Genomic DNA, 25,156 nt, shown 5'->3' with positions numbered 1-25,156 from the left:
GAGGCATCCTACTCAGTGACTATGCGCTTATTCATTGCGGCCGCCCGGTGGTCGACCGCGTTCGGCATCCTCGGACAGGACCGGTGGACGAGCCCGCGTTGACGGGAGCGAAGGGTTGTGAAAACGCGCAGTTTTCTCCGGCTTCTCGTTGACGGGGCGCCGCTGCCGCTCTACGACGAGGTCCTGCGCGACGCGGTCGCCGACGCCGCATCACCCGCCGAGGCAGAGAACCTGCAGGCCGAACACACGCTCGCCCTCCACCTTCGCGACACACTGGAGAAGCAGCGCGCTCGCCACGAACAGCAGCGTGCGCTGGTCGAGTGCGCGAAGGAACTGGCCGAAGACCACAGCGACCCCGACACCATCCTGACCCTGATCGTGGGGCAGGCGCAGCGGCTCCTCGGCTGCGACATGGCCTACCTCAGCCTGAACGACGACGAAGGCGGCGCGACCTGCATGCGAGTGATGGTCGGCGCTACGTCCTCGGCCTGGAAGGATGTCCGGATCCCGTTCGGAACCGGTGTCGGCGGCAGAGTCGCCGCAACCGGCACGCCGTTCTCGACGCCCGACTACTTCAAGGACGAACGGCTGACGCACGATCCCGCCGTCGACGCCTCGGTCAGGGCTGAGCGGCAGGTGTCGATCGTCGGCGTGCCGCTGCGCAACAGTGCCGTCATCGGGGTGCTCTTCGCCTCCAACCGCACGGCGGGCCCGTTCTCCCACGACGCCATCGCTCTCCTCGGCTCCTTCGCCGCGCTCGCCACGAGCGCGATCGAGCAGGCGCGGTCGAGGCATGATCGGGAACGGACGCTGGAGGCCCTGCGGCATACCAACCAAACCCTTCGCCGGCGCACGGCCGAGCAGGAGAGAGCGGTCGCCGTGCACGACCAGAGTATGGACATCGTCCTTCGGGGCGGCGGCGTGCAGGAGGTCGTGACCGCCGCCGGGGAACGGCTCGGTGGTGCGCTCGCCATCTTCGACGAATTCGAGACGCCCGTCGCCTGGACCCCGGGGACGTCCGAGGAGGTCCTGAAGGCGATGTCCGCCGCGGCGGCCGGCTCCGCCGGCGGCGTCCATGACGGGACGTACTGGGTCACCGGTCTCGTGGCCGGCACCGAGACCCTCGGCACACTGGCCTGGGCCCCGGCGACCACGCCCGGCCAGGTCGGCGACCCGGACCGGCGGCTGCTCGAACGGGCGGCCGTCGTCGCCTCGCTGCTCCAGCTGTTCCGCCGCAATCTCGCCGCTGCGGAGGCCCGAGTGCGCGGCGAATTGCTTGACGACCTCCTCACGCCCAACCCCCGCACCTACTCCTCGCTCGCCGAGCGCGCCCTGCGGATCGGCTACCAGCCGCACAAACGGCATGCCGTCGTCGTCGCGCACATCCGGGCGGAGAACCGGCAGAGCCTCGCGTCCGTGGCGTCCGATCTCGCGGCCGCTCGCGGCGGTCTGAGCACCGTACGGGACGACCGCGCGGTCCTGGTCATTCCCTCCGACGACCCGTCGTTGACGGGCCGCCGGACGGCGCGATCGATGACCAAGCGCCTTGGGGCGCCGGTCACCGTCGGCGCCGCCGGGCCGGTCGACGACCCGGCCGACCTGCCCGCCGCCTACAGGGAGGCGCTGGCCTGCGCACACGCCCTGCTCCGGCTCGACCGTGCGGGCACCGTCGCGACGGCCACCGACCTCGGGTACACGGGGCTGCTCCTCGGCGACAGTGCGTCCGCCGTCGCGTTCGTGGCACGGACCCTGGGTCCGGTCATGCAGCACGACGAAGAGCGGTCGACCATGCTGATGGAGACGCTCGACACCTACTTCACCACCGGGCAGAGCCTCGTAGCCAGCGCAAAGCGGCTGCACATCCACCCGAACACCGTCACCCAGCGCCTCGACCGGGTAAAACGCCTCCTCGGAGTGGACTGGAACAGTCCGGACCACACGCTGGAAGTGCAGCTGGCGCTGCGGCTGCATCGCCTGAGCCGCGAACTCGAGGACTGACACCGGCCGGCCGCCGCCCATCAAGCCGGTCACAGCCGGAGATCGCCGGAGGTCTGGCCGGAGGCGTCGATCGCTCGCTGATAGCGCTCGGTCAGCTTGCGTAGTGCATCCACCAGCTCCTGGGAGTCGACGATCGTGAAGTCCACGTCCTGCCGACACCGCACGCGATTCGTGCCGCGACCTCCTGGTCGGGCGGCAGCGGGCGGGGTGTGAAGCGCGGCCCCGTGGGTGGGCGCGGCTCGACCGAGCGTCGGCCGGCGGTACCGGAGTGTGTCCGGTAGTCGAAGCGGAGCCGTTCATGGTCCCGGCACGCGCCGCGATCAGGGTGAGTACGTCGGGGTCCGCCTGCGGGCAGCGCGAGGGCATCGGCAGCGCGTGGGACTGGAAGGCGCCGCCCCCGGTGGCGCAGCCGCGAGGGCAGCAGCTGCCGCAGGCTTCGCCAGCGCACGTACCGAGGTCTCCTCGAGTCCCGCGATCGAGCCGCTCGCGGCGGTGCGCAGTCCTGGCAGATCCGGGAATGGGCGTTGCGCGTCAAGCCGTTCACCAAGCTGCGCCGGACGGACCGCGACGCGCTGCTGGCCGAGGCCGTACGGCGGTGCGCCTTCGTCGCGCCCCAGGCGACCTACGACATCGTCCTCGACGAACCGCAGGTGGACGGGCATGCCTGATGACGACGAACAGCGCGTCCGCGGCGCAGGTCACCGTCGGGCCGGGCGCGGCCGGCCTTCTCAAGGTCTCAGCATGCGGTTCTGCCTACCGACAGCGAGGCTTCACTCGGATCGCGGTGGGTCAGCAGCCGAACGGTTCGTAGAACGAGTCGACGGCGGGCTGGCCGGTGTAGTTCGGACCGGCTTGGTCATCGGCTCCGAGGTAGCGGTGAGAAAGCCGGATCTCCCCGCCGCCACGACGCGAGATCCGGCGGCGAGCGGCGTCGTAGACGAATCCCTGCCGGCGTAGTTCGGCGGTGAGCCGGCGACCGGCCGGTGTACCGTCGGCGCGGCGGACCGAGTGCGCGTCGAAGTTGGCGGCGAAGAGCCCGTCCTCGGTCAGCCAGGAGGCGACACGCGCCAGAGTGCCGAGTTTGTCGCCGACATAGTGCAGCCCATGCACACACGTGATCAGGTCGAACCGGCCGTCGGGAACCCACTCGGCCACAGAGCCGGTGACCAGCCGCAATACCGGCGGAAAGGGACCCGCCACGAAGTGGTCCACGAGGTCAAGTCCGACGATCTCGATTCGTCCCGCCACATTCCGGCCGGTCAGCAGTCGGGCGGCCTCTGCCAGAGCGCGCCCACTCCCACAGCACAGGTCCAGCCACCGTACACAGGCCGCCCCCGCACTGCGGTCGGTCAGTTCCGCAATGATGTCCAAGCCGAGCTCACGACCATAACCGTTCGAACCGCTGAGCGACCGCTCGCGATTCATCGCGCAGTTGGCCACCACCGACGAACTCTCCAGCGCATCATCGTCCAGCAACCCGTCACACCGATCATTGTGTCCGCCGTGCGGCAAAAGCGACACGGACGGGTGGCAGCCTTCGCGGAGGCGGGCATCGACGCTCACGATGTCACACCGTGGAATGCCTATCCCTGGTACATCAATCGAGCGAGATCCTCGAGCACCAACGCTTCCAGGTGGTAAGCACGTACCATCCCGGCAGACAGGCATTGTGGTCCCGCGACCCCGTCGTCCGTGCTCGGGTGTAGGAGATCGGCGACTGGCGGGTGGGTATGGAGTGAGCAAAACAGTACCGGTCGAGTTTGGTGGGCGTTGGTTCTGGGCCTACGACGTAAGCCTCGGGATCTTGCTCCTGGAAGCCATTCACGTGGCCAGGGAGACGCCACCCGGGCAGCGGCCACCACGGACCGACGCCGTGTTGGACGACCTGCGAACTCACGTGCAGGTCGGCTCCAGTTTCGCCTTTCCACTGGACGCCGACGAGTGGGATGACGGGCAACGGGACTTCGTCCGCTCGATCATCGCGGAGGCGGGCCGCCGGCTGCGCGGGTACGGGATCGTCACGTCGGCGCAGGCTGCTCAACGCTACGTGATCGATGGTGAGCCCTACTTCTTGCGTGGACATGAGCACGTCAACGGCGAGGTGGTCGCCGACCTCGCCGAGGCGATCGAATGTTTGATCCAGGATCAACTGCCGCCGGTGCCCGTGACTGACCGACATTGGTTCTTCGGCGTAGAAGGTGGCCCACGCACGCTGTGAGGACAGCTCGGCGAGGTTGCCCGGAATCGGCCACCCACCGTACGGAGCCGAGCGATCCCAGGAGGCCTGAAGTCGGCCGAGGCCGGGCGGAGCCACGGTGCAACGCGTACCGGTCCTCGCCCAGGGGTCGCATTTCCACGGGGGTCGGCAGCCGGCCGCGTACGTACGTCGCGGGTGCGCGCAAGATCACCCGTGCCCGGTATCGCCAGGTCGCCTGGCCGACACCGCGCGCGATTCGTGCCGCGACCTCCTGGTCGGGCGGTAGCGGGCCCGGAAGGTACGCCGAGCGTCCCGGTCCACGTCCCACGTCACCAGGTACCAGCGTCGCCGGTCGTGGACCGGGCGGTGCGGCTCGACCGAGCGTCGGCCGGCGGTACCGGAGTGTGTCCGGTAGTCGAAGCGGAGCCGTTCATGGTCCCGGCACGCGCCCGCGATCAGGCGAGTACGTCGGGGTCCACCTGCGGGCAGCGCGAGGGCATCGGCAGCGCGTGGGACTGGAAGGCGCCGCCCCCGGTGGCGCAGCCGCGAGGGCAGCAGCTGCCGCAGGCTTCGCCAGCGTACGTACCGAGGTCTCCTCGACTCCCGCGATCGAGCCGCTCGCGGCGGTGCGCAGTCCGATCACGACCGCGACCGCCTCCTCGTCGTCCAGCAGCAGTGGCGGCATGGTGGCGCCCGTACCGATTCGGTAGCCGCCGGCCACACCCGGCCGCGCGTCGATCGGATCGCCGAGCTCGCGCAACCGGCCGATGTCGTCGCGGATGGTGAGGGTGGTCACGCCGAGCCGGGTCGCGAGCTCGGGGCTGGTCCAGTCGCGTCGGGGTGGACGCGCGGCGCCCAACGAGGGATTAGGCCGCTGCACAGCATTCGCTCGCGGGCCCGGTTCCACCGGGCGTTTCACGCGCTCTCGATCCCTATCGGGCAGAACGCGCGGATCGTGCGGACCAGGTTATCTACCTGTGGTGATGTGTGGGACTCCGAGCTGGCCGGGTTGGTTCACGCGTGGTCCATGTCTGGTCACACGCTGCCGCTACCTGCTGATCACCGATAGAACCACAGGATATTCACCCCGCTTCGTACTCATCGAGGCGTTCGAATGCTGAAGAGGTTCGCAGTGGCCGCTGCTACCGCGCTGGTTCTGACTGGCAAGTGTCTGGCTGTTGCACGCCCCCGCGTGGAGGAGATCGAATGCAGGACCCCTCGGACTCGATGGAGATCGCCGCGCCTGAGGAGAACGGCCAGAGCAGTACAGCCGACTCACCTGGTGCGGACGATTCGGCGCCCGATTCGGACGCGATATCGACGGTCATAGCGGAGGTACTCCCGGGGATTGCCGTCATCTTTGGTGAGGTCCCGGGCGAGCTCAAGCTCGATTTGATCGACTTTGGGCTCGTGCCGACCGCCGACCGCGAGCAGATCTCCAGAGTCCTCGCCTCGATCGGGAACACGGCGACTGTGACCGGCAACGTCGGAAACGCATTCGCCGGCGTGCAGGGGCTCTACAGGATCACCGACGCGACACAGGCCCTACTGAAGGCCGGTGGAACGCTCGCCGTCAAGGATGGCGCGAACCTCGGAACAGTGCTCATTTCCGGTGGCTTCGCTCAGGCCCGCTTCATCCCCGTGACCGCGGTGAGCGCGGCGAAGAACGCGGCCGCGCTCGGGCCGGTGCTGGCCATGGTCGCCCTTCAGATGCAGCTGAGTGAGATCACAGGCCTTGTCAGCACCAACATCGCGCTGACAAGCCAGGTACTCACGACGACCCGCCACGGGCAGTGGGCCGAGCTGACAGGGCTCGTCGCCGCCGTCGATCGTGCGCTTGACAAGGCGCGAGAGGTCGGATCGATTCCGACGAGCCTGTGGGACACCGTCGCGGGCAAAGAAGCGGACCTGCGCAAGCAGCTTGACCTGTACCGGCTGAACGTCGGCGACCATGTCCGGCAGATCCATCGGCTCGACGCACATGGCCGTCGTGAGTATCTCGATACGAACGCGGAGGCGATCCTCTTCGACGCCCACGCGCTCCTGTCCTCTCTCAAGGCATGGACCGGCTATCAGGCGCTCCACGCCGCGCGAGCGAGAGCCGCCGGCCCCGAAGACGCCGGCGAGGCACGGCTCGTCGACGCCATCGCGCGCGACACCGGCAAGGAGCTCGGCTCCGCGCTCACCGAGACGAGGAGCCTCGTCGACGCGCTGACACGGGAGCTACGAATCGTCGCCGAACTCCCCGGACGCGACGCACTCTCACCGTCACTGATGAGGAAGCGGAGGGACTCGAAGGCGGCCCGCCAAACCTCCGCCCGTCTTCTGGAGGCGATCGAGCCTCTTGCCGATGCTCTCCATCCTCCAGCCCCTCCGCTCGAGGCTCCGGAGGTCGTCTGCGCACCCGAATCGCTGGATCTCGATCCGTACCTTCGCATCCTGCGGTGGTTTCTTGAGGACGGTGAGACCCTCCGTGTCCTCGGATTCCCCGACCAGCTCGATGCCCTCGGTCCGCTTTCTGCGATCTTCAGCGTGGCGAGGGAGAAGTTCGCGGCAGCGATCGACAAGGCGGCGGCACAGACACTGGTCGCCGTCACCGATCGCCGCATCATCACGGCCAAGACGAGCGCATTCCTTGAGCAAGGCGAGATCGGTCAGGACATCCCGCTTGACCGGGTGCGATACGTCCGAGCAGCGACCACACAGAACGGAAGCGGGCGCTTGGCGATCGACCTCATCACGCGCGACGAGAACATCCGGTGGCTCTTCCACGCTGACATCGACAACACCAAGGTGGACGCGCTTGCCGCGGTGCTCGCCGAGTCGATGACGATCCCGGACGTTGAACGCGACGAGCTTCAACGGCGGTGCTACGCCCCCATCGAGGCGGGCAAGAAGGACGGAAGTACAGGCACGAGGTCTACGGAACCGACTGGACGCGAGGCTACGACAGGCGATGCCGAGTAGGACTCGAGCCGGTAGAAGCGGGGCCGCAACCGACCGCACGCGCGTCTGGTCACGTGCGGCGGTGGGCCTGGGTGCCAGATGCGGGCACGATCGATGGAGCGAGTGAGCGGCTTCCCCGCGTGAGTACTCATTCGCTCCACTCGGTGGGCAGTGGTGTGCGGCCGGCCTGCGTAGAGGACTGGTCCGATCTTGTTGTCCGGAGCCGAGCGACCTCGGGGCCTGAAGTCGGCCGAGGCCGGGCGGAGCCACGGTGCTCCGTCCGGCCTCGGGGTTGATCGGTTCAGGTGGGTCGGGTCATGGGCAGTTGCCGATGTCGCTTTCGGAGGAGGCCAGCACGACGTTGGTCTTGGCCAGGCCGAGGGCGTCGACGGTGATGTGGACGGCGTTCACGGTCAGGCCCTTGTCGGGAGTGGTGATCGGGGTCTGCTCGTTGAGGACGAGCTTGACGACGCCGACGTTGACCGTGGTGTTGGGCTGGATGGTGGTGGGTTCTGAGATGACCACCGTGTTGCCGACCTTGAGGAAGGCGATCGTTGTGGCTCCGGTGGATCCGGTGCAGGTGGTGGCGGAGCTGGAGTTGATGGTCTTGACGCTGATCACCGGGATGCCGGTGATCCCGACGGTGGTGTCGTCGATGGAGGCGGTGGCCACGGATTTGCCGGGGAATTCGGTGGTGGCGACCTTGGCGCACAGGGCGTGCGCGCTGATCAGTCCGCTGAGGCTGGCGGTGCAGGGCACCGAGGTGGTGCCGGTCGCGGTGGTGGAGATGTGGCCCGTGTCGGGAGTGGGGGCGATGTTGACCAGCTGGATGCCGGCCAGGTTGGCGTCGGCGGTCAGGCCGTAGGCCCGTCCGGTCAGGCGCTGCGGCGTGACGGTGACTTGTTCGTCGCTGCACGGTGAGGTGACGGCGTTGTTGTTGGCGTCGCCGCCGTAGGCGGCGGTCCACCGGTAGGTGCCGGCCGCGCCGATGGTGACGTCGCCGGATGCGGCGGTGCCGCTGCCGGACAGCGTGTCGGTGCGCGTCGCGATGGGCGTCGCGCAGCCGGTGTCACCGGGCGCGTAGAGCCGGAACGTGACGGTGCCGGAGGGGTGGAACCCGCCGGAGACGGTGGCGGTGTCGGACACGACGCCGCCGGCCGGCACGGACTTCGACGGGGTGGTGGCGATGCCCGGAGTGGCCTTGACGACCACGACCTGTTCATCGCCGCACGAGGAGGTGACCGGGTTGTTGCTGTCATCGCCGCTGTAGGAGGCCACCCATCGGTAGGTGCCCACCCCGCCCGCGGCGACGTTGCCGGACGTGGCGGTGCCGCTGCCCGACACCGTCCCGGTACGCGTCGCGATGGGCGTCGTGCAGGCGGTGTCGCCGGGCCCGAACAGCTGGAACGTGACGGTGCCCGTCGGGTGGAATCCGCCGGTCAGGGTCGCCGTATCGGAGACGTTCCCGCCCGCGGGCGCCGAGCCCGATGGCGTTGTGGCGATCGATGGGGTCACCTTCGGGACGTGTTCGGTGATCGTTTCAGTGAAGCCTGGTTGCAGGACGCCGTTGAGCAGGAAGTCCACCTTGCAGTTCAGCGTGCTTCCCGGTACGGCTCCGGCGCCGACGGAGACGACCTCGGTGAAGTTGGCGCTGTCGCCGCTGGTCACCGTCCGACTGTCCGGGGTCAGGGACACCGACAGGTTCGGGTCGCAGTCGCGCAGCTGGTGGGTGACCGTGACCGGCAGGTTGTGCAGGGCCGCCAGGATGGTGCTGCTGACCTGCGAGGCGTCGATGCCGGAGAACAGCTGTCCACCCGTGGCGTTGGTGATCGCGGTCGCCTGGCCGGTCGAGTCCAGCCCGGACAGGTCGAGCGCGAGTACGGTGATGTGGGCGGCCTGCAGGGCGCTGATCGCATCGGCCAGCGAATGGCCGTTGCTGGGGTCATGGCTGGGGGCGTCCCCGATCAGCAACACGATCCGAGAGCTGTTCGGCCGGAAGCCGACCGCCCCGGACGCGACCTGGAACAGACCGTTGATGCCGTCCTCGGGGAAGTCGCCGCCGCCCGTCGCGACCAGCGAGTTGAGACCGTTGGCGACGTCGGTCTGGTTGGCGGTGAGGTTCTGCGCCACCCGGAACGATGTCGGGTCCGCCGACACGTCCCGGTACTCGGCGACCGCGAACTGCGCGTCCGGCTGCGCCGAAGCGACGTTGGACAGGATGGTGTTCGCGTTGGCCTGCACGTTCGAGATGACCCCGCCCATGCTCCCCGTTGTGTCGATCAGGAACGTGATATCGGGCTTGGGGGGGATCGCCGGAGTGGACACGGTCTTGGCGATCGTCGCCGATTCGCCCGGGTTCAGGTTCAGCGTCACATCCGCCGGGGTGACCCCGGGCGTGGCGGACGCCGTCCCCACCCCGGCCAACAGCATCGCACCGGCCGCCATCACGCACACGGCGGCCCGTAATCTTCGCGTCAGTCTCACAGTGTCATTCCTTCTGGCGGGGTGTTATGCCATAACTAATTCGGGGTGGCCGGCCATGGAGGATTTCTATGACTGCGCCACCCGGGTGCCCTCTCCTCACGTGGTGGCGCGTGACGAATCACAATGAAATTGGTCGACGACCTTGCTGATCTTTTCAGTGCCGGCCTCTGATCAACGAGGCGGGGGTGTGGCCACGGCCATAGGGTGGCTGGTCGACTAATGGATGTAAATAGGCCGTTTACGGTAAGTTTCCGACTGGCCGCAGTAGGCCACTCCCTGCTGATGAGGGGTGTCCGCGCCAAGTGATCTTTGTTGAGGTATGCACGATGAAATGGGTGATCCACGGTTTGCCGCGCCAAAAAGAACGGCCGTTTCCCGTCCGCTGGACCGTCTGAATTGTGGTTATGGGCATCGCCGCAGAGTCGAGAGACGGCCTCATGTGGCCTATTCGGTAACAGCCGGATCTGTGGCCAGCGCGAGGTCGAGTACGTCGATGCCGACCGGCGTGCGGGCGGTGTCGATCCGGCTTACCGACCACGGGCCGGGCATCCGGTTCAGCAGCGCGCGTACCGCGATCGCGACCTGGTGCCGGGCCAGGTGCGCGCCGAGGCAGAAGTGCACGCCGTGGCCGAAGGACAGGTGTTCGCCGGGTGCGCGGTCCGGTCGGAATCGGTCCGGCTCGGTGAACACTCTGGAGTCCCGGTCAGCTGAGACGATCATGGCGATCACCCGCTGCCCGGTGTCGATCGTGTGCCCGGCGATGCGCGCGGGGCCGGTGGTGAACCGGTCGGTGCCACCGATCGGCGGAAGGAACCGCAGGACCTCCTCGATGGCACCGGGCACCAGACCGGGGTCGGCGCGCAGCCGGGCCGGCGCGTCCGGGTGGGCCGACAGGCACAGCACGGCGTTGACCAGCAGCGTCTTGGTGGTCTCGTGGCCGTTGATGAGCAGCAGTGTGCAGAAGTCGAGCAGCTCGTCGTCGGTGAGCCGGCTGCCGTCCGGTTCGCCGGCCGGCCGGCACCGCCCGTCCGGCATCACCACCCAGGTCAACGGCGGGCTGTGGCAGTGCTCGCGGCACCGCGGAGCCGGCCAGGATCCAACTCCCGGCCAGCACGCGGGTCAGGTCGGCGGGAACGGACGGCTCAGCCACAGGTGCGGTCAACCGGCCCGACACGGGCGAGGCCAACGATTAACGCGGTTCCGCGGCCTCGTCGAACGCCGGTCAACGTCCGCCGGTCACGTGGACGGTGAACGCCGCGTCGGCGGACCCGTTCGGGCCCGTGGCGTGGAGGTGGGCGGTGTACGTGCCGCGCTTCGAGTAGTCGTGCGTCCCGCTGACCCGGTAGGCGCCGTTGACGTGCGTGTTGTCGGCCGGCCTGGCGAGCGTGACGCCGGCCGGCGTCGGCGCGGTGCCGTCGCCCCAGTCGATCGTCACGCTCAGCGTGTTGAGCCCGGTGCCCGGAGCGACCACGGTGCCGACCGTCAGGTTCTGGCCGGCGTGCTTCACCCACTGGTCGGCGCCGGCCGCGTCGACGGTCCACGGCACACGGGGACTGGCGTGGAAGTTGGTGTGCTGCAGCGTCCAGCGGTCGCCCAGCTGCGCCAGCCGGGCCGAGAACGGCGCGTAGTCCTGGCCGGCCTTCGGAGACCAGGCGACCTCGGCGGTGGCGGCGGCGCGCGGCCAGGTCTGGTACTCGGCCTCGGCGTCGCTGCGCAGGGTCTCCGTCCACAGCGGATCCTCGACGCCCCGGATCGCGCCGGCCGGCACGTCCGGGACGGTCGCGGCGGGATCCCAGTTGTAGAACCTGTCGACGTCGGCGGCCGAGTACGGGTAGTCGAGGTAGGTGTACGGGTAGTACGAGGTGACCACGCCGGTGCCCTTGCTCTTGGCGTCGGTGGCGGTCGCCGCGTCCGAGCCGTTGTAGTACTGGACCAGGTCGCGCGAGCCGAGGCTGGCCGTCTCGTTGGCGTAGGAAAGGTTCCAACCGGTCGTGTTCTTGCCGACGGCGTGCACCAGCCCGATCACCCGGGTCATGAAGTAGTCGAAGTCCGGTCCGGACGTCGAGTAGGCCTCGTCGCCGCCGACCCCGAGGTAGCGCCCCGGCGTCATCGCCGCGAGCTGCTTGAACACGTGGGCCAGGAAGGTGTAGGTCACCTCGGCGTGCGTGTCGAGCGACGACTCGCCGACCTGCTGCGTGGTGTTGGCCGGGATGGTGTCCTGTCCGGGCGGCGGCTGCGGCACCGAGTGCGCGGTGTTCAGCTGCGGGATGGCGTGCAACAGCGAGCTCGAGTGGCCGGGTACGTCGATCTCGGGGATCACCGAGATGTAGTGCGCCGCCGCGTACGCGATGACCTGGCGGTACTGCGCCTGCGTGAGGAACCCGGTCTGGCCGGGCAGATCGTCCGTGCCGCCCTCGTCGATGGCGGTCGCGCCGCTGATCCGGGTCAGCCGGTCGTAGTCGATCGTGTCGCCGTGCGCCCGGCCGGCGTTGGTGATCTGGACGCGCCAGCCCTGGTCGTCGGACAGGTGCAGGTGCAGGACGTTCAGCTTGAGGTACGACATCTGGTCGATGAACCGCTTGATCTCGCCGACCGACAGGAAGTCGCGGGCCAGGTCGAGCATGATGCCGCGGTAGCCGAAGCGCGGCCCGTCGGCGATGTGGACGTTCGGCACGGTCCAGGCGGCGTCCACCGGGGTGGCCGACTCGACGAACGCGGGGAACAGCTGGCGAAGGGACTGCACGCCGTAGAACGCGCCGGCCGCGCTCGGGGCGGCCACCCGGACGCCGGCCGCGGTGGCGTCCAGCGTGTAGCCCTCGGGGTCGCCGGCGAAGCCGGGAACCGACAGGTGCGGGTCGACCACGACCTCGATGTCGCGTTCCGCCCGGCCCCCGCTCAGCGGCAACCGGAACCCGGTGGCCCGGCGCAGCCGCTCGGCCAGGGCGGCGGCCACGGGCACCGCGGCGCCGCGCGCGACGACGTGGGTCTGGGCGGTGAGCACGAACGGCGCCGCGTGGTCGGGTTGGGTCATCGACGCGGGCTTCGGCGTCACGTCGTTGGGCACGGCCACCGGCGGGGGCGGCGGTGTGGTGAACGTGAGCTCGGTGCCGTAGCCCGGCTCGGCCCCGGTCCGGGTGGCCAGCCGGTACAGGTAGGTGGTGCCCGGAGCCAGCCCGGTCAGCGTCGCGGTGACGTCGTGGGTGACCGGGTCCGCGCCGACGTCGGCCGGGGTCTTGGGGAACGTGCCGGTGCCCCACGGCCCCGTGCCGGCGGCACCGAACTGGAACTGGTAGGCGGTGTCGGCGCCGGCCGGGACGACCTGGCCGTGCAGGGTCGCTGAGGTCGGCGTCAGGTCGGTGACGGCGCCGGTCGTGACGTGCGGGGCCGGCGGGGCGGCGCCGTCCCAGACCTCGAATTCGTTGATCGAGTAGCCATAGCTCAGCCTGCGCTTGATGCCCTGCATGCGCACGTACCGGTAGGACTGGTCGAGGCCGGTCAGGTCGGCCGTGTCCCACGACCGGCAGGTGGCCGGGCCGCGCACCCCGGTGGCGTCGGTCCAGCTCGTGCCATCGTTGGAGACCTGCAGCTTGTACTGGGCCGGGCACGACGTGGACCACTGGACGGCCACGTGGTCGATCTTCGTGGGCTGGGCCAGCTCGACCTGGAACCAGCCGTTGTCCGCGGCCTCCCCCGACCACCGCGACGCGTCGCTGTCCCAGACGCCGTCGACGGCCAGCTCCGGGCCGAGGGCGTAGGTCACCTCCCGACCGGACGACGAGGCCACCGCGCCGGCCGAGGCCAGCGCGACGTCAGTGCCGTACGGCGCCTTGTCCGCCGACGCCAACGGGCCGTTGCCGACCGTTCCCAGCAACACCAGCAGCACCGCGACGGTCAGTGTGAGGACTCGTCGGCGTCGGTTCACGGGCACTCCCAGATTTACCTAAGCGAAGTCGAACAGACCTTCACCGTTCACCCGATCACCGGTCAAGGGGTGCGAAGCAGCCCGAGTAGACCTCTGCCGCGCGCGGCATCCGAACGGGCAGGTGATCCGAAGCCGACGGTTACGACGTCCGGTTCCGGTCGATTGGCTGGTGGATTCGCCTTTGTTGTGGGCAAGTGGTCTCATCCGATATCGGGTCTGCCGAGGAGCGGCGCGTGGACAACATCTGGGAACCAGTACTGGAGCCGGCCGACCTTTGGGGTCCGGAGATCGCCGATAAGCTGGGCGATGCGATCGGCCAGCGGTACGCGGACATCGCGGCGGCCGCGACGCACAAGCTCGACCAGCTGCGGAGCCACGCCAAGCTCGCGGTCGATCTGACCGGCGGCCTCATCGACGCGCAGTCCGGCGCCTCCGCGCGGGAGCAGATCCAAAAGTCGATCGCCGACGCCGCGCCGCTCAGCCCACCGCCGTCGGAGACCCTGGTCGAGGGACTGCCCCTCGCCGTCCTGCCGCGAGCGAACAGCTGCGTGACCGGTAACGGGCCGTACAACCAGTGGGGCAACACCTGGGATCCGCGCGAGCTGACCCACATCGTCCACCCGGCCGCGATCAGCACGCCCACACCTCGGGTGCTGCACCCGCGGGTCGTCGCCGTGATCGACGGGGAGCAGGAACAGATCACGGGCTCCGGGTGCTGGTTCAATGTCGCCGTCTCGGGACGGGCGACGCTCAACGTCGAGTGGTTCTTCAATGCCGGGTGCGATGTCTTCACCCTGCTGGCGGGCTACGGCTACGCGTTCATCGGCATGTACGGCTCGGTCTGGGGCGCGCGGGAGAACCGGTGGGTCGACCACGGCGGCGCCGGCCTGACCCTGGCCGACCAGCACTACATCGGCATCCAGGAGTGGACGGGCCAGTCCCGGCGAATCAGCGTGGGCTTCGACGCGATCGCCGGTGGCGCGTACTACTGCGCGGGCTGGCTCCACCTGCACGCGTTCGCCGCCGGGCTGAGCGGGGCCCGCGCCGAGTTCGCCACCGTGCTGAACCCGTTGCAGGTGTGCGTCTGATCGCTAACATCCCCGGGTGGCCGGGGACTGGGAATGGCAGTGGGACGAAACGCTCTACGCCGACAGCGCGCCGCATTACGCCGTCGGCCGGATGCCGTACCCGCCCGGCCTCGCCGGCGCCATCGGCGAGGAACTCGGTCTCGACGGCCGCGGCCGGCTGCTGGACGTCGGCTGCGGGCCCGGGTCGTTGACGCTGCTGCTCGCGGGCATGTTCGAGGAGGCGGTCGGCGTCGACGCGGACCGCGGCATGATCGCCGAGGCGTCTCGCCGGGCCGGCGAGGCCGGCGTCGCCAATGTCCGGTGGCGGCGACTGCGTGCCGAGGATCTGCCCGCCGGGCTCGGGACCTTCCGGGTGGTCACGTTCGCCCAGTCGTTCCACTGGATGGATCAGGCCCTCGTCGCCCGCCGGGTCCGCGACCTGCTCGACCCGGCCGGTGCCTGGGTCCATGTCCAGGCCACCACCCACCGAGGCGTGCCGGGCGAGGATCCGCTGCCGCACCCGCGTCCGCCCTGGGACCGCATCGACGAACTGGTCGCCCGGTACCTGGGGCCGGTTCGCCGCGCCGGGCGGGGGGTGTTGCCCACCGGAACCCGCGCCGGCGAAGAAGAGATCATGAGCCGGGCCGGCTTCACCGGCCCGGCCCGGATCGAGGTCGGCGGTGGCCGGGTGGTGGAGCGGGGAGTCGACGACATCGTCTCGGCGGTGTTCTCGCTCTCCGGTTCGACGCCGCACCTGTTCGCCGCCGAACTGCCGGCCTTCGAGGCGGACCTGCGTCGGCTGCTGACGCGGGCGTCGGACGGCGGCCGGTTCTCCGAGCGGACACGAGAGGTCCGCGTCGTGATCTGGCGTCCGTGAGGACACCGCGACACGGTGATCACTTAACGTGGTCAATCGAATGCGTAAAGTAACGTCCCCCGTGAAGTCGATCTACGAGGACATCCTCACGACAGAGCGGGAGTTCAGCACTCATGTCACAACGATCCAGGTCCGCGTTCGCCGTACTGGCCGGTGCGCTGCTGGCCGCAGGGGGAACGCAGGTGGCGGCCGGCACCGACGCGCACGCCGGCGCGCGGCAGGCCGTCGCCCGGACCCTCTCCGGGCCCTGCGTACGGCCGGGACAGGCGGCCTACCCGGTCGACTACTACTGGAAGAACCTCGTCGGCTGGCGGCTGGGCAGCGGGTCGGTCTCGGTCACCACCTCCCCCTCCCTGTGGGGCGGGCAGATCGCGCCGGGCGGCACCTTCAGCCTCACGCTGGCACACCGTACGACCCAGTGGCCGCTGGTGGTCTCTCAGTACCGCACCACGTGGGACCTGTCGTCACTGCTGGCCTACGCCGACGTCGTGGGCCAGTCCGGGGGCGGAACCATCAGCGGCACGACCCTGACGGTCTCCTCGCCGGGCGGCAAGGCCGACGCGCCCGCGCAGGTCATCACCTTCCGGGTCAAGCAGGGCACCGTCGGGCGGACCATGACCATCCGGCCGGTGGGGATCTGGAGTAACAATTCCGCTCCGGGCCAGCTCGGGAACAACACGGCCGCTCCACCGATCACGATCGTGAGCGGGCAGTCCATCTCGCCCACGAACGCCGTCGACGACACCGCCACCACCCAGGGCAAGGCCGTCAGCGTGCCCGTTCTGGCCAACGACACCGCGAACGCGCCGACGATCAGCAGTGTCACCAAGCCCGCGGCCGGCACCGCGACGATCTCCGGCGGCAACGTCGTCTACACACCCGCGCCGGGCTTCGTCGGCACCGACACGTTCGACTACACCATCGACACCGCCTGCGGAAGCAGTACCGCCAAGGTCACCGTCGACGTCACCTGCACCGACACGCCGATCAACCTGGCCAACGGCAGCTTCGAGGCCCCGCCGGTGGCCTCGGTCGACTGGAACATCGACGATGCCTCCACCAACCCCGGCGTCGGCTGGCACACCACCGCCACCGACCACAAACTGGAGTTCTGGCGGAACGGCGCGTACGGAGTCCCGTCGGCCGACGGACAGCAGTTCGCCGAACTCAACGCCAGCCAGGTCTCCACGCTCTACCAGGATCTGCCCACGGTGCCGGGAACACGGCTGACCTGGTCGCTGTACCACCGAGGCCGCCTGGGCACCGACGTCATGCGGGTGCTCATCGGCGCACCGGGCTCCACCGTGGCACAGACCCCGACCGGGGCCTCGTCTCCGGACATCTCCGACGGCAACACCGCCTGGCGCCACTACACCGGCGTCTACGTCGTCCCGCCGGGACAGACCACCACCCGATTCTCCTTCGAATCGGTGTCGGCCACCGGCGGGGCCCCGAACATCGGCAACTTCATCGACGGCGTGGCCTTCGGCACGCCGCCCTGTTCGCCGGCCACGGCCACGGCGAAGCAGGACTGATCGACGGACTCCTGTGCGGCAGGGCTCCCTGCCGCACAGGAGGTTCCGTTCGGCGGCCCCGTCAGCGTCGGGAGTAGTGGGCGATGATCACGCCCTTGGTGGTCGTGACGCTCCGGGTGAGCTCGAACTCGGTCAGCGGGGCGGGGCCGTCGAACAGGCGCTTGCCGTCGCCGAGGGTCAGCGGGTGGATCAGCAGCGTGTAACGGTCGATCAGACCGGCGGCGTGCAGGCTCCGGACCAGCGACGCGCTGCCGTTGATCGACAGATCGCCGCCCGGCCGGGCCTTCAGTTCGGCCACCGTGTCGACGGCCTCGCCGCGCAGCAGGATCGAGTTCTGCCAGGCGTCCGCGTCCTCCAGCGTTCTGGACACGACGTACTTCGTGGCCGCGTTCAGGTGCGCGGTGAACGGGTTGCCGTCGGTCGCACGTGCCCACGCGGTGGTGAAGTCCTGCCAGGTCGAGCGGCCGAACAGCATGTCTCCCGGCCTGGCCATGCCCTCGGCCAGTTCCCGGCCCATCACCTCGTCGTTGTACCGCGGGCCCCAGCCGCCGTGGGCGAAGCCTCCGCTGGTGTCCTCGTCCGGGCGGCCTAGTCCCTGAACCACGCCGTCGAGGGCGACGAACATCGTGGCCGTGATCGAACGCATGGTCTGCTCCCTTCCGCGGGCCGCTCTGCCGCGGCCCCGTCACCCCCTACACGAACGGCCATCGGCGATATCGACACCGGACCGGTTCAGAAACGGAGGGGCGTGGGGGACCGGCCGTGAATGAGCAGTTCGAGGGTCGCGTCGATGTCGTCTCCCAGCAGTTGCCAGCCGTGTTCCTCGTGGTGGCGGTACACGCGTCCGGCCTCGTCCATGACGAGCCAGTGATACTCATTGATGGTCTGCGCGATCGGGAACATCCGCATCCCCAGGTGGTGGCTGATCCTGGCGAAGATCCACGGGTCGATCCGGACGTCCATCGGGTAGAAGTGCAGCGGCCTCATGACCTCTCCGTCCTCGGTGATGCCGAAGAGGTCGATGTCGAGCAGTCCGAACTCGTGCAGGACCGCGCGGGCCGCGGGGAACACCTCATGGTGCCGGCCGGCGACACGCTGGGCGCAGAACGCCTCCAGCCAGGGGTCGACGCGGGCGGCGGCGTCGCGGCCGGGCATCCAGCCGTCGGCGACCAGATGATCCTCGACCCGCTGGGAGAAGCGGTGGTACCGGCCTTCGAGCATCGCGTCGAACTGGTCCTCGTCCAGGTGCACGGTCGGCGGCTCGTTGGACAGGTCGCCGCGGACCAGGGTGAACGGGGTCTGTTCCCGCAGGCGGTTCTTCTCCTGTTCCCGCTCGTACTCCTCTCGCTCCCGCTGCCGGCGGCGCCGGAGGTCGAGCCAGTCCTGGAAGGCCGCCTTCGCCGTCTCCCGGACGTCTTCGTCCACGACCGGGCACCGGTAGCGGTGGGCGACGATGTGGGCCAGGAAGTCCGGCTCCGGGGCGAGCCGATTCTCGCTGAGGTGGTAGGTGGTGATGCCGGACCAGATCCAGGTCCCGTCGGTGTGGAAGGACAGGGGGACGAGCGGTGGGCGGGACCGGTCGAACAGGTCGCGCGTGAACGTGTCCGGATCGTGGACGACCGCGCCGCCGAGCAGGTAGCCGAGGATCTGGTCGCGCTCGGCGGCGTCCTCGATCCACGGCCGCGGCTGCCAGGGCAGCGGCCGGTCGCCGTCGAACCCGTTGATCGGCCTGGCGAACCGGAGTCCCCGGATGATCTGTGGACCGGTGGGCTCCACCGGCGGCTCGCCGCTCATGGCCGCGCGGCCGGGCGCCGACGGCGGGCCCGTGCCCCGAGAAGGAACGCCGGGACCAGCAGGGCCTCGCCCAGCAGGCCGACGACGCCGATCCACGCCGGTACCTGAGTGAGCCTGACCTCGGGACCGACCCGCTTGGCCATGTCGCGGGTGACCGCCGACGTGCCGAGCGCGTGTGCCTGGACGACGCCGCTGGAGGAGCCCCGGTACTCGAACGGTGAGAGCGTCAGGCCGCCGTGCACCGTTCGGCCGCCGACCGTCCAGGTGACGTGGTCACAGGTGGCGTAGAAGCTGTTCGAGCCGCTGTGCCGGGTGCAGGTGCGCGGCAACCGGATGCTCACCGGACGGCCGTACGCCCAGGTGTAGGCGTTCTCGTGCCGCAGCGCCACGGACTCGAGCGCCACCACGACGAGCGCTCCGCAGACGATCATCGCGATCGCGGCGGGTATCCCGATGAGCCGGAGCGTCGTCGTTCCGTACGCCTTCGGCAGCCTGCCGCCCGCCACGATCAGCGCGGTCACGAGCATCGGCACCGCGACCGCCCCCGCGAGGTAGGCGTACAGCCCCAGGCCCGGCGCCTCATTGCCGACGATCAGCGCGGCGAGGCCGAGGGGGATCGAGAGCAGGAGCCCTGCCACGAGCCATTGCCCCGCGTACGGTGTGTCCTTCGCGGTGCCGGTTCCGCGACTTACCGGTCTGTTTATCGCGCCATCTCGCTTTCATGTTCCAACTGTGGAATGGCGCGTGATTCTAGGCACCGTCGGTATACGACCGGTACAGAATAAAACGCCGCCGGGCGATGCCGCAGGTCAGGTCGCATAGCATCCAGGGATCCGGTTGTGGCCGCCGTGCGGGGCGCACCGGACACGGAAGGATCGGATGTGCCATGCCTTTGACGGTTCGCCAGCTCGCCGCGCGTGCCGACCTGGGGCTGCGGGTGGTGGCCGGAGAGGCGGGCCTGGACCGCGCGATCAGCTGGGTGCACTCCAGCGAGGTCGGCGACCCCACTCCCTGGCTGGAGGCCGGAGCGCTGCTGCTCACCACCGCCGCGGGCCATCGGGCGCCGGGAGAGCTCGCCGATCTCACCCGCAGGCTCGTCGCGATCGACGCCGCCGGCATCGGGCTGGCCGTCGGCGTCGCGTTCGACGAGGTGCCCGCGGAGTTGCGGGACGCCGCGGACGCCGCGTCGATCTGTGTGCTCGAGGTCCCGTACGAGACGCCGTTCGTCGCGATCTCGCAGGCCGTCGCGGGCCGGATCGCCGAGGAGCGGCAGGCCACCCTGCAGCGCGCCCTGCGCGCCCACCATCTGCTCACGCGGGCCGCGCTGGAACAGGGGGCGGTGCGCGGTGTGCCGTCCGTGCTGGCGCGGACGCTCGGCGGGTGGGCGGCGATCATCGGCGGGGACGGCCGTCCGCTGTCGGTCTCACCGGCGGCCGCGACGGCCGAGGTGGAGGCGCGGGTGCCCGAGGTGCGTCGCGCACCGGGAGTCCGGTCGCTGGCCCTGTCGGAGCCGTCGGGCCAGCTGGTCGGGCAGGCGCTCGGGGTGCGCGGTGCCGAGCACGGCCATCTCGTGGTGTACCGGGACCACGCTCTGGAGGGGCCCGAGCAGGCGGTCGTGGCGGCGGCCGCCTCGCTGGTCACCTACGAGCTGGAGCACGCCCGGACCGCGGCGGCCCACGCGTCACGCGTGGACGAGCCGATCCTGCACGAACTGCTGCGCGACGGTCTCGACGCCGGCGCCGCGGCCCGTCACGTCCGCTCGTGGGGGCTGGACCCCGACGACCTCATCGTCATGGCGGTCCTGCCGGAGAGCGGGGACGACGGGCTGCTGGACCGGGTCCGGGCCGCGCTGGGCGCCGCCCGCGCGGTGGCCACCACCGACGCGCGGCGGCGGGTGCTGGTGCTGGCCTCCGACGCCGACACCGCGTGCGCCGCCCTGGCCGGCGCCGCGCTGCCGGGATGGGTCGGCGTCGGCGCGCCCGCGACCGCCGGTGCGCTGGCGCCGTCGCGCCGCCAGGCCGAGGAGGCGGCGCACATCGGGTCCCAGGAGGACCGGCGGATGGCGCGGATCGAGGACTTCGACGGGGTGTCGCTGCTGCTGGCACCGGGCGGCGACGTCGGCGCGGGAGTCCTCGTACGCCGGCTGCTGCATCCCCTCCTGCGGGTCGAGCGGGACCGGGGGATCCCGCTGACCGAGTCGCTGCGGGTGTTCCTCGACCACAACGGATCATGGGGGGAGGCGTCGGCGGCGCTGGGGGTGCACCGCCACACTCTGCGGGCCCGGATGGACACCGTGGAACGGGTGCTGGGCCGCAGCCTCGACTCGTCCTACCTGCGCCTCGAGCTCTCCCTGGCGCTACGCGCTCACTCGCTCGCCACCGACGCCGGCTGAACCGTCGCCGGCGCCAGGTCCGTACGGGACCCCGCGGGCATGAGCGCGCCGACGGCCAGGAACACCACCAGGCTCGCCAGCCCGCCGTACATCACCGGCTCGTTGGCGTACAGGCCGTCGACCACCATGAACACGACACAGCCCGCGGCTCCGGCGACCATCGACGCGACCGCCGCGGTGCGGGAGGCCCGCGACCAGAACAGCGCGCCCATCGCCGGTACGAACAGCGCGGCGGCCAGCAGGTCGGCGGCGACCGTGACCGTGCCGACGACGCTGCCGGAGGCGAACGAGACCAGGAGCGCGACCACGCAGACCGCGCCGAGCGCGATCCGGTTGGCGCGTACCGAGACGGTGCGCTCGCCGCGCAGCGGACGGTACACGTCGTTGGTCAGCACGGTGGACGCCCCGATCAGCAGACCGCTCGCGCACGACATCGTCGCCGCCAGGGCCGCGGCGATGACCAGGCCGAAGATGCCCACCGGGAGCACCTTGCGGGCCAGTTCGGCGTAGGCGTTGTCGGGGTTGGCCAGCGTCGGGAGGATCACCCGCGCGCCGGTGCCGATGAGCGCGCCGGCCAGGCCGTACAGCGCGCAGTAGACGCCGGAGGCGATGCTGCCGTAGAAGGCGACCTTCTCGCTCCGCGCGGTGAAGAGCCGCTGCCAGTTGCCCTGGTCGATCATGAAGCCGAAGAAGAAGAGCAGGAAGTAGGCGAGGATCGTGCCGACCCCGATGCCGACCGGCGAGAAGAACGAGTGGGGGAGCCGGGCCTGCATGTGGCCGAAGCCGCCCGCCCGGTGGAGCGACAGCGGCAGCAGGATCACGAAGATGCCGACCGTCTTGATCACGAACTGGATGACGTCGGTGAGGGTGATCGACCACATGCCGCCGGCGACGCTGTAGAGCGTGATCACCGCCCATCCGGCCAGCGCCGCGACCGTCGGGGACAGGCCGAACACGACGTTGAGCACGGTGCCGATGGCCACGATCTGGCTCACGCCGACCATGAGCGAGTAGAAGACGACGATCACCGACGCGAGATGGCGGGCAGAGATCCCGAACCGCCGCCCGATCAGGTCCGGGACCGTGTAGATGCCGGCCCGCAGCAGTTTCTTCGACATCAGCAGCCCGATCGCGGTGATGCCGCACGCCAGCGCGAGCACCAGGGCCATGCCGGAGACCCCGTACTGGTAGCCCAGGCTCACGCCGCCGACCGTGGAGGCGCCGCCCAGCACGACCGTGCTCATCGCGCTCGTGTACATGAACGGGCCGAGCCGGCGGCCGGCCACGGTGAAGTCCTCGGCGTCGCGGCTGCGGCGCATGCCCGCGTACCCGGCGCCGAGCATGACCACGAAATACAGGACGATGACCAGCTTGTCCGTCATGGGGACCTCTCAGAGACAGTACGCGACGTCATGCGGCGATCCGGCCGTGGATGACGTGGTGGGCGATCAGATAGGCGGCGAGGTTGGCGGTCTGGTCCCGTACGTCGGTGAGCGGGTTGACCTCGGTCAACACCAGGGCGTCCACGTACGGGGCGAGCGACCGCACCGCCTCCAGCGCCTGGTGGGAGGTGAGCCCGCCGGGCTCGTGCGCTCCGGCGCCCGGCGCGTGCGCCGGGTCGATCGTGTCGATGTCGAACGCCAGCAGCACCCGGTCGGCGCCGGACACGTGCTCCACGACGTCCGCGATCACCGCCTCGGCGCCCCGCCGGTGCACCTCGGCCGCGGGGATGTTGCGCAGCCCCCGGCTCTCGCGGAACCGCAGCGAGGAGGGGAAGTTGAAGTGCCGCGAACCGACCTGGAGCGACCGGGCCACCTCCACGTTGGGCAGCTCGCAGGAGCGCCGCATTCCCGAGGAGTGGCTGTACCGGCCCTGGTGCTCGTTCTCGTCGAGCAGGTCGAGGTGCGCGTCGAAGTGGACGATCGCCACCGTCCCGTCCGTCGCCTCGGCCAGGCCGCGCGCCGCCGGGTACAGCAGGGAGTCGTCGCCGCCCAGCAGGATGGGGGAGCGGCCCGCCCGTACGGAGCCGGCGACCGCGTCGGCGGCCGACGCCAGGGTCGCCTCCAGGTCGTGGCCGATGACGTGGACGTCGCCGCGGTCCTCCAGCAGGTCGTCCGGGAACGGGTGGACGGCCGCGTGGTCGAGGCAGTACACCTCGCCGTTCTCCCGGCGCTGCAGGATCCACTCCATCGCCTGCCGCACGCGCGCCGGCGCGTACCTGCTCCCCGGCCAGCCGAGCGTCGAGCCGCCGTCGAACGGGGCGCCGAGCAGGTCGTAGCGGCGAGGGGGACGTGAGGCGGGGACGGGCATCGGGGCTCCAGGCGGACGGCTCGGTGACGTGATCGGAAGGATTCCGACACTGTCGAGCACGATCGCGCCGTCCGCACCGGCCCGGATGTCCAGCGGAGGGTCGTTCCACCGGACATCCGGTCCAGCGTGGGCCTCAGGTGAGCCTGGTCATCCCGGCATGATCAGGATGGTCGCCTCGGCGGGGTCGCCGGCCGGTACGACGGCCCGGAGCGTGGCGTCCGGCGCGGCCAGAGTCACGCGCCAGGAACCGTCGGATCGCGGGTCGGCGCCGGTCACCCGCAGCAGATCCAGGCTGTAGTCCAGGGCGATCGCCGCGGCGATCGCGGCGTCGACGGCCTCTTCCTCGCTGAGCGGCTCACCGGTGCGCCCTCCTCGGTGCCGCCAGCGGTCCCGTACGGACTGGAAGAGCCTCGCGGTGGTCCGCACCACGGCGGAGTCGGCCCGGTTGCCGATGATGCCCCCGATGCCCGCGGCACCCAGATAGGCGGCCACCTGGACGGTCAGCTCCACCATGCCGGTGGCGGGAAGGGGCGCGAAGTCGGGCTCGTGTTCGGAGGGCGGCACCGGGGGCAGCGGAGTGGTGGGCGCCGGATCGGGCTGCCCGCTCGCCCTGCGCCACAGCGTGAAGATCGCCGGATCGTCCTCGTCGCCCGGCGCCGCCCCGTCGTGACCCTTGATCCCGCGCAGCAGGATGTGGAGCATCAGCGAGGTCTCGGGGAGAGCCCTCCCGTCCAGGTACTCCTCGACCTGGGACGGCGACAGGGGCAGGAACGTCCCGTCGGTTCTTCCGGCGATCCGTTCTGCGCTCGGCGATCCGTGGGCGGACCATATCCGCCGCAGGCAGGCTGCGTACGCCGATGATTCGTCGGCTCGGTCACATCCGTCCATTCCATAATTCTCACTCATCAACGCCTCGATGATCTACTTTTTCCGGAATTTCGGAGTGATGTTTCCGCTGGTGAGAGCGAGTATGAGTCACCCGAAAAGCGTTCATAACAGACACTTAGCATTACGAATTGATCACGCGTCGAGTCGTGGCGGTGTCACCGGTCGGTATTCGGATACCACTTGGTCGTGGCCCCGTGATCGGGGTCATCAAGAGTAACGATTTAGGGGGAAATCAGTGCTCAAGAAGCTCACCGCAACAGGGATCCTGGCAGGGGCGGCCACGGGCGTCATCCTGCTCGGTGGTCCCGCTCACGCGGACCGTCTTGCTGCCAGCCCGAACGCCTACCCGGCCGACTGTTACATCACCACGCCCGGCTACGTCCCGCCGGCCTGGTGCTCCACCTACCTGCCGGCGCCGGTCCAGGTCTATCCGCCCACCACGTACTACCCGCCCGTCACGTACGCGCCCGGCTATGGCTACGGCTACGGCTGGAACCGGTGGCACAACGGGTGGCACCACTGGCACCGCTGAGGCACACGCCCGGGCCCTGACCGGCTTCCGGCGTGACACCCGTGGCCCGTCCGCGTCATCGCGGGCGGGCCGCGGCCGTTTCCGGCTCGCCCCATGAGTGCCGCCCCGGTTGCCATTCGGAGTTTCCTCCGCTTAGGGTGGTGGGTGCGGAGGAGTCTCCGGTTACGTGCGGCGCAACGGCGGGTCGCGCCGCCGAGAACAGGATGTAAATGAT

21 protein-coding genes and 1 pseudogene are annotated in these 25,156 nt (G+C 69.9%); 9 read left to right on the top strand and 13 right to left on the bottom strand.

From position 1 onward, the window contains the following. Positions 1–117 precede the first annotated feature (117 nt). Entirely contained in the window at positions 118–1,998 is a 1,881-nt protein-coding gene (locus QSK37_RS04965; protein ID WP_285617870.1) for a helix-turn-helix domain-containing protein, read from the top strand. A gap of 163 nt (positions 1,999–2,161) precedes the next feature. Here QSK37_RS04965 and QSK37_RS04960 read toward each other — a convergent pair. Beyond that, positions 2,162–2,501, bottom strand: a pseudogene (locus QSK37_RS04960) (helix-turn-helix transcriptional regulator); the annotation flags it as partial. A gap of 21 nt (positions 2,502–2,522) precedes the next feature. Here QSK37_RS04960 and QSK37_RS04955 point away from each other — a divergent pair. Beyond that, positions 2,523–2,666, top strand: a complete 144-nt coding sequence (locus QSK37_RS04955) for a hypothetical protein (protein ID WP_285618906.1) — start codon at positions 2,523–2,525, stop codon at positions 2,664–2,666. A gap of 121 nt (positions 2,667–2,787) precedes the next feature. Here the strand turns inward: QSK37_RS04955 and QSK37_RS04950 are convergent, their stop codons facing one another. Beyond that, complete coding sequence (locus tag QSK37_RS04950; protein WP_285617868.1) at positions 2,788–3,561, bottom strand: class I SAM-dependent methyltransferase; 774 nt, start codon at positions 3,559–3,561, stop codon at positions 2,788–2,790. 310 nt (positions 3,562–3,871) lie between these two features. Between QSK37_RS04950 and QSK37_RS04945 the strand changes: the two genes are divergently transcribed. After that, positions 3,872–4,216 carry a hypothetical protein gene (locus QSK37_RS04945; protein ID WP_285617866.1) on the top strand — a complete coding sequence of 115 codons (345 nt, stop codon included), beginning with the start codon at positions 3,872–3,874 and terminating at the stop codon, positions 4,214–4,216. 186 nt (positions 4,217–4,402) lie between these two features. Here QSK37_RS04945 and QSK37_RS51625 read toward each other — a convergent pair whose 3' ends face one another. Together QSK37_RS51625 and QSK37_RS51620 are read right to left on the bottom strand one after the other, a co-directional pair. Then, positions 4,403–4,651, bottom strand: a complete 249-nt coding sequence (locus QSK37_RS51625; RefSeq protein WP_285618884.1) for a WYL domain-containing protein — start codon at positions 4,649–4,651, stop codon at positions 4,403–4,405. Further along, a complete protein-coding gene (locus QSK37_RS51620; RefSeq protein WP_285617864.1) occupies positions 4,626–4,991 on the bottom strand; it encodes a helix-turn-helix transcriptional regulator in 366 nt (121 codons plus the stop codon). The genes QSK37_RS51625 and QSK37_RS51620 overlap by 26 nt, the downstream gene beginning before the upstream one ends. A 410-nt stretch (positions 4,992–5,401) precedes the next feature. Between QSK37_RS51620 and QSK37_RS04930 the strand changes: the two genes are divergently transcribed. Then, positions 5,402–7,162 (top strand): hypothetical protein, encoded by a 1,761-nt coding sequence (locus tag QSK37_RS04930; RefSeq protein ID WP_285617862.1) that lies wholly within the window; start codon positions 5,402–5,404, stop codon positions 7,160–7,162. Positions 7,163–7,456: 294 nt separating this feature from the next. Here the strand turns inward: QSK37_RS04930 and QSK37_RS04925 are convergent, their stop codons facing one another. From QSK37_RS04925 to QSK37_RS04915, 3 genes are all read right to left on the bottom strand, one after another. Next, positions 7,457–9,625 (bottom strand): vWA domain-containing protein, encoded by a 2,169-nt coding sequence (locus tag QSK37_RS04925; RefSeq protein ID WP_285617860.1) that lies wholly within the window; start codon positions 9,623–9,625, stop codon positions 7,457–7,459. Positions 9,626–10,069: 444 nt separating this feature from the next. Continuing rightward, positions 10,070–10,666: a cytochrome P450 gene (locus tag QSK37_RS04920; RefSeq protein ID WP_285618883.1), complete on the bottom strand. Its 597-nt coding sequence runs from the start codon at positions 10,664–10,666 to the stop codon at positions 10,070–10,072. A gap of 181 nt (positions 10,667–10,847) precedes the next feature. Then, positions 10,848–13,547, bottom strand: coding sequence for a family 20 glycosylhydrolase (locus QSK37_RS04915; RefSeq protein ID WP_285617859.1), 2,700 nt, complete (start codon positions 13,545–13,547; stop codon positions 10,848–10,850). Between the two features lie 233 nt (positions 13,548–13,780). On the opposite strand from QSK37_RS04915, the gene QSK37_RS04910 reads away from it, so the two are divergent. The 3 genes from QSK37_RS04910 to QSK37_RS04900 all read left to right on the top strand — a co-directional run bounded on the left by QSK37_RS04910 (position 13,781) and on the right by QSK37_RS04900 (position 17,026). After that, the gene (locus tag QSK37_RS04910; RefSeq protein ID WP_285617857.1) at positions 13,781–14,635 is read left to right on the top strand and encodes a hypothetical protein; all 855 of its coding nucleotides are present in this window, start codon (positions 13,781–13,783) and stop codon (positions 14,633–14,635) included. 16 nt (positions 14,636–14,651) lie between these two features. After that, positions 14,652–15,491, top strand: a complete 840-nt coding sequence (locus QSK37_RS04905) for a class I SAM-dependent methyltransferase (protein WP_285617855.1) — start codon at positions 14,652–14,654, stop codon at positions 15,489–15,491. A gap of 113 nt (positions 15,492–15,604) precedes the next feature. After that, positions 15,605–17,026: an Ig-like domain-containing protein gene (locus QSK37_RS04900; RefSeq protein ID WP_285617854.1), complete on the top strand. Its 1,422-nt coding sequence runs from the start codon at positions 15,605–15,607 to the stop codon at positions 17,024–17,026. A gap of 61 nt (positions 17,027–17,087) precedes the next feature. On the opposite strand, the gene QSK37_RS04895 is transcribed toward QSK37_RS04900, so the two are convergent. The 3 genes from QSK37_RS04895 to QSK37_RS04885 all read right to left on the bottom strand — a co-directional run bounded on the left by QSK37_RS04895 (position 17,088) and on the right by QSK37_RS04885 (position 19,458). Continuing rightward, complete coding sequence (locus QSK37_RS04895; RefSeq protein ID WP_285617852.1) at positions 17,088–17,672, bottom strand: dihydrofolate reductase family protein; 585 nt, start codon at positions 17,670–17,672, stop codon at positions 17,088–17,090. 86 nt (positions 17,673–17,758) lie between these two features. Further along, positions 17,759–18,820 carry an SUKH-3 domain-containing protein gene (locus QSK37_RS04890; RefSeq protein ID WP_285617850.1) on the bottom strand — a complete coding sequence of 354 codons (1,062 nt, stop codon included), beginning with the start codon at positions 18,818–18,820 and terminating at the stop codon, positions 17,759–17,761. Beyond that, entirely contained in the window at positions 18,817–19,458 is a 642-nt protein-coding gene (locus tag QSK37_RS04885; RefSeq protein ID WP_285617849.1) for a hypothetical protein, read from the bottom strand. The genes QSK37_RS04890 and QSK37_RS04885 overlap by 4 nt, the downstream gene beginning before the upstream one ends. Before the next feature lie 248 nt (positions 19,459–19,706). On the opposite strand from QSK37_RS04885, the gene QSK37_RS04880 reads away from it, so the two are divergent. Beyond that, complete coding sequence (locus tag QSK37_RS04880) at positions 19,707–21,212, top strand: PucR family transcriptional regulator (RefSeq protein WP_285617847.1); 1,506 nt, start codon at positions 19,707–19,709, stop codon at positions 21,210–21,212. Here the strand turns inward: QSK37_RS04880 and QSK37_RS04875 are convergent. The 3 genes from QSK37_RS04875 to QSK37_RS04865 all read right to left on the bottom strand — a co-directional run bounded on the left by QSK37_RS04875 (position 21,185) and on the right by QSK37_RS04865 (position 24,410). Then, positions 21,185–22,594, bottom strand: coding sequence for a sodium:solute symporter family transporter (locus tag QSK37_RS04875; RefSeq protein ID WP_285617844.1), 1,410 nt, complete (start codon positions 22,592–22,594; stop codon positions 21,185–21,187). The two genes, QSK37_RS04880 and QSK37_RS04875, sit on opposite strands and share 28 nt — an antisense overlap. Positions 22,595–22,622: 28 nt before the next feature. Further along, positions 22,623–23,522: an agmatinase family protein gene (locus QSK37_RS04870; protein WP_285617842.1), complete on the bottom strand. Its 900-nt coding sequence runs from the start codon at positions 23,520–23,522 to the stop codon at positions 22,623–22,625. A 147-nt stretch (positions 23,523–23,669) separates the two neighbouring features. Further along, positions 23,670–24,410 carry a hypothetical protein gene (locus QSK37_RS04865; protein ID WP_285617840.1) on the bottom strand — a complete coding sequence of 247 codons (741 nt, stop codon included), beginning with the start codon at positions 24,408–24,410 and terminating at the stop codon, positions 23,670–23,672. A gap of 235 nt (positions 24,411–24,645) precedes the next feature. Here QSK37_RS04865 and QSK37_RS04860 point away from each other — a divergent pair, with 235 nt between their 5' ends. Then, positions 24,646–24,942 (top strand): hypothetical protein, encoded by a 297-nt coding sequence (locus QSK37_RS04860; protein ID WP_285617839.1) that lies wholly within the window; start codon positions 24,646–24,648, stop codon positions 24,940–24,942. The last annotated feature ends 214 nt before the right edge of the window (positions 24,943–25,156 follow it).

Origin of the sequence: Actinoallomurus iriomotensis, assembly GCF_030269445.1 — a bacterium.
In the GTDB taxonomy this organism is placed as follows: domain Bacteria; phylum Actinomycetota; class Actinomycetes; order Streptosporangiales; family Streptosporangiaceae; genus Actinoallomurus; species Actinoallomurus iriomotensis.
Note: the sequence above shows the minus strand (reverse complement) of the source record. Positions and strands in the feature narration are given on the sequence as shown.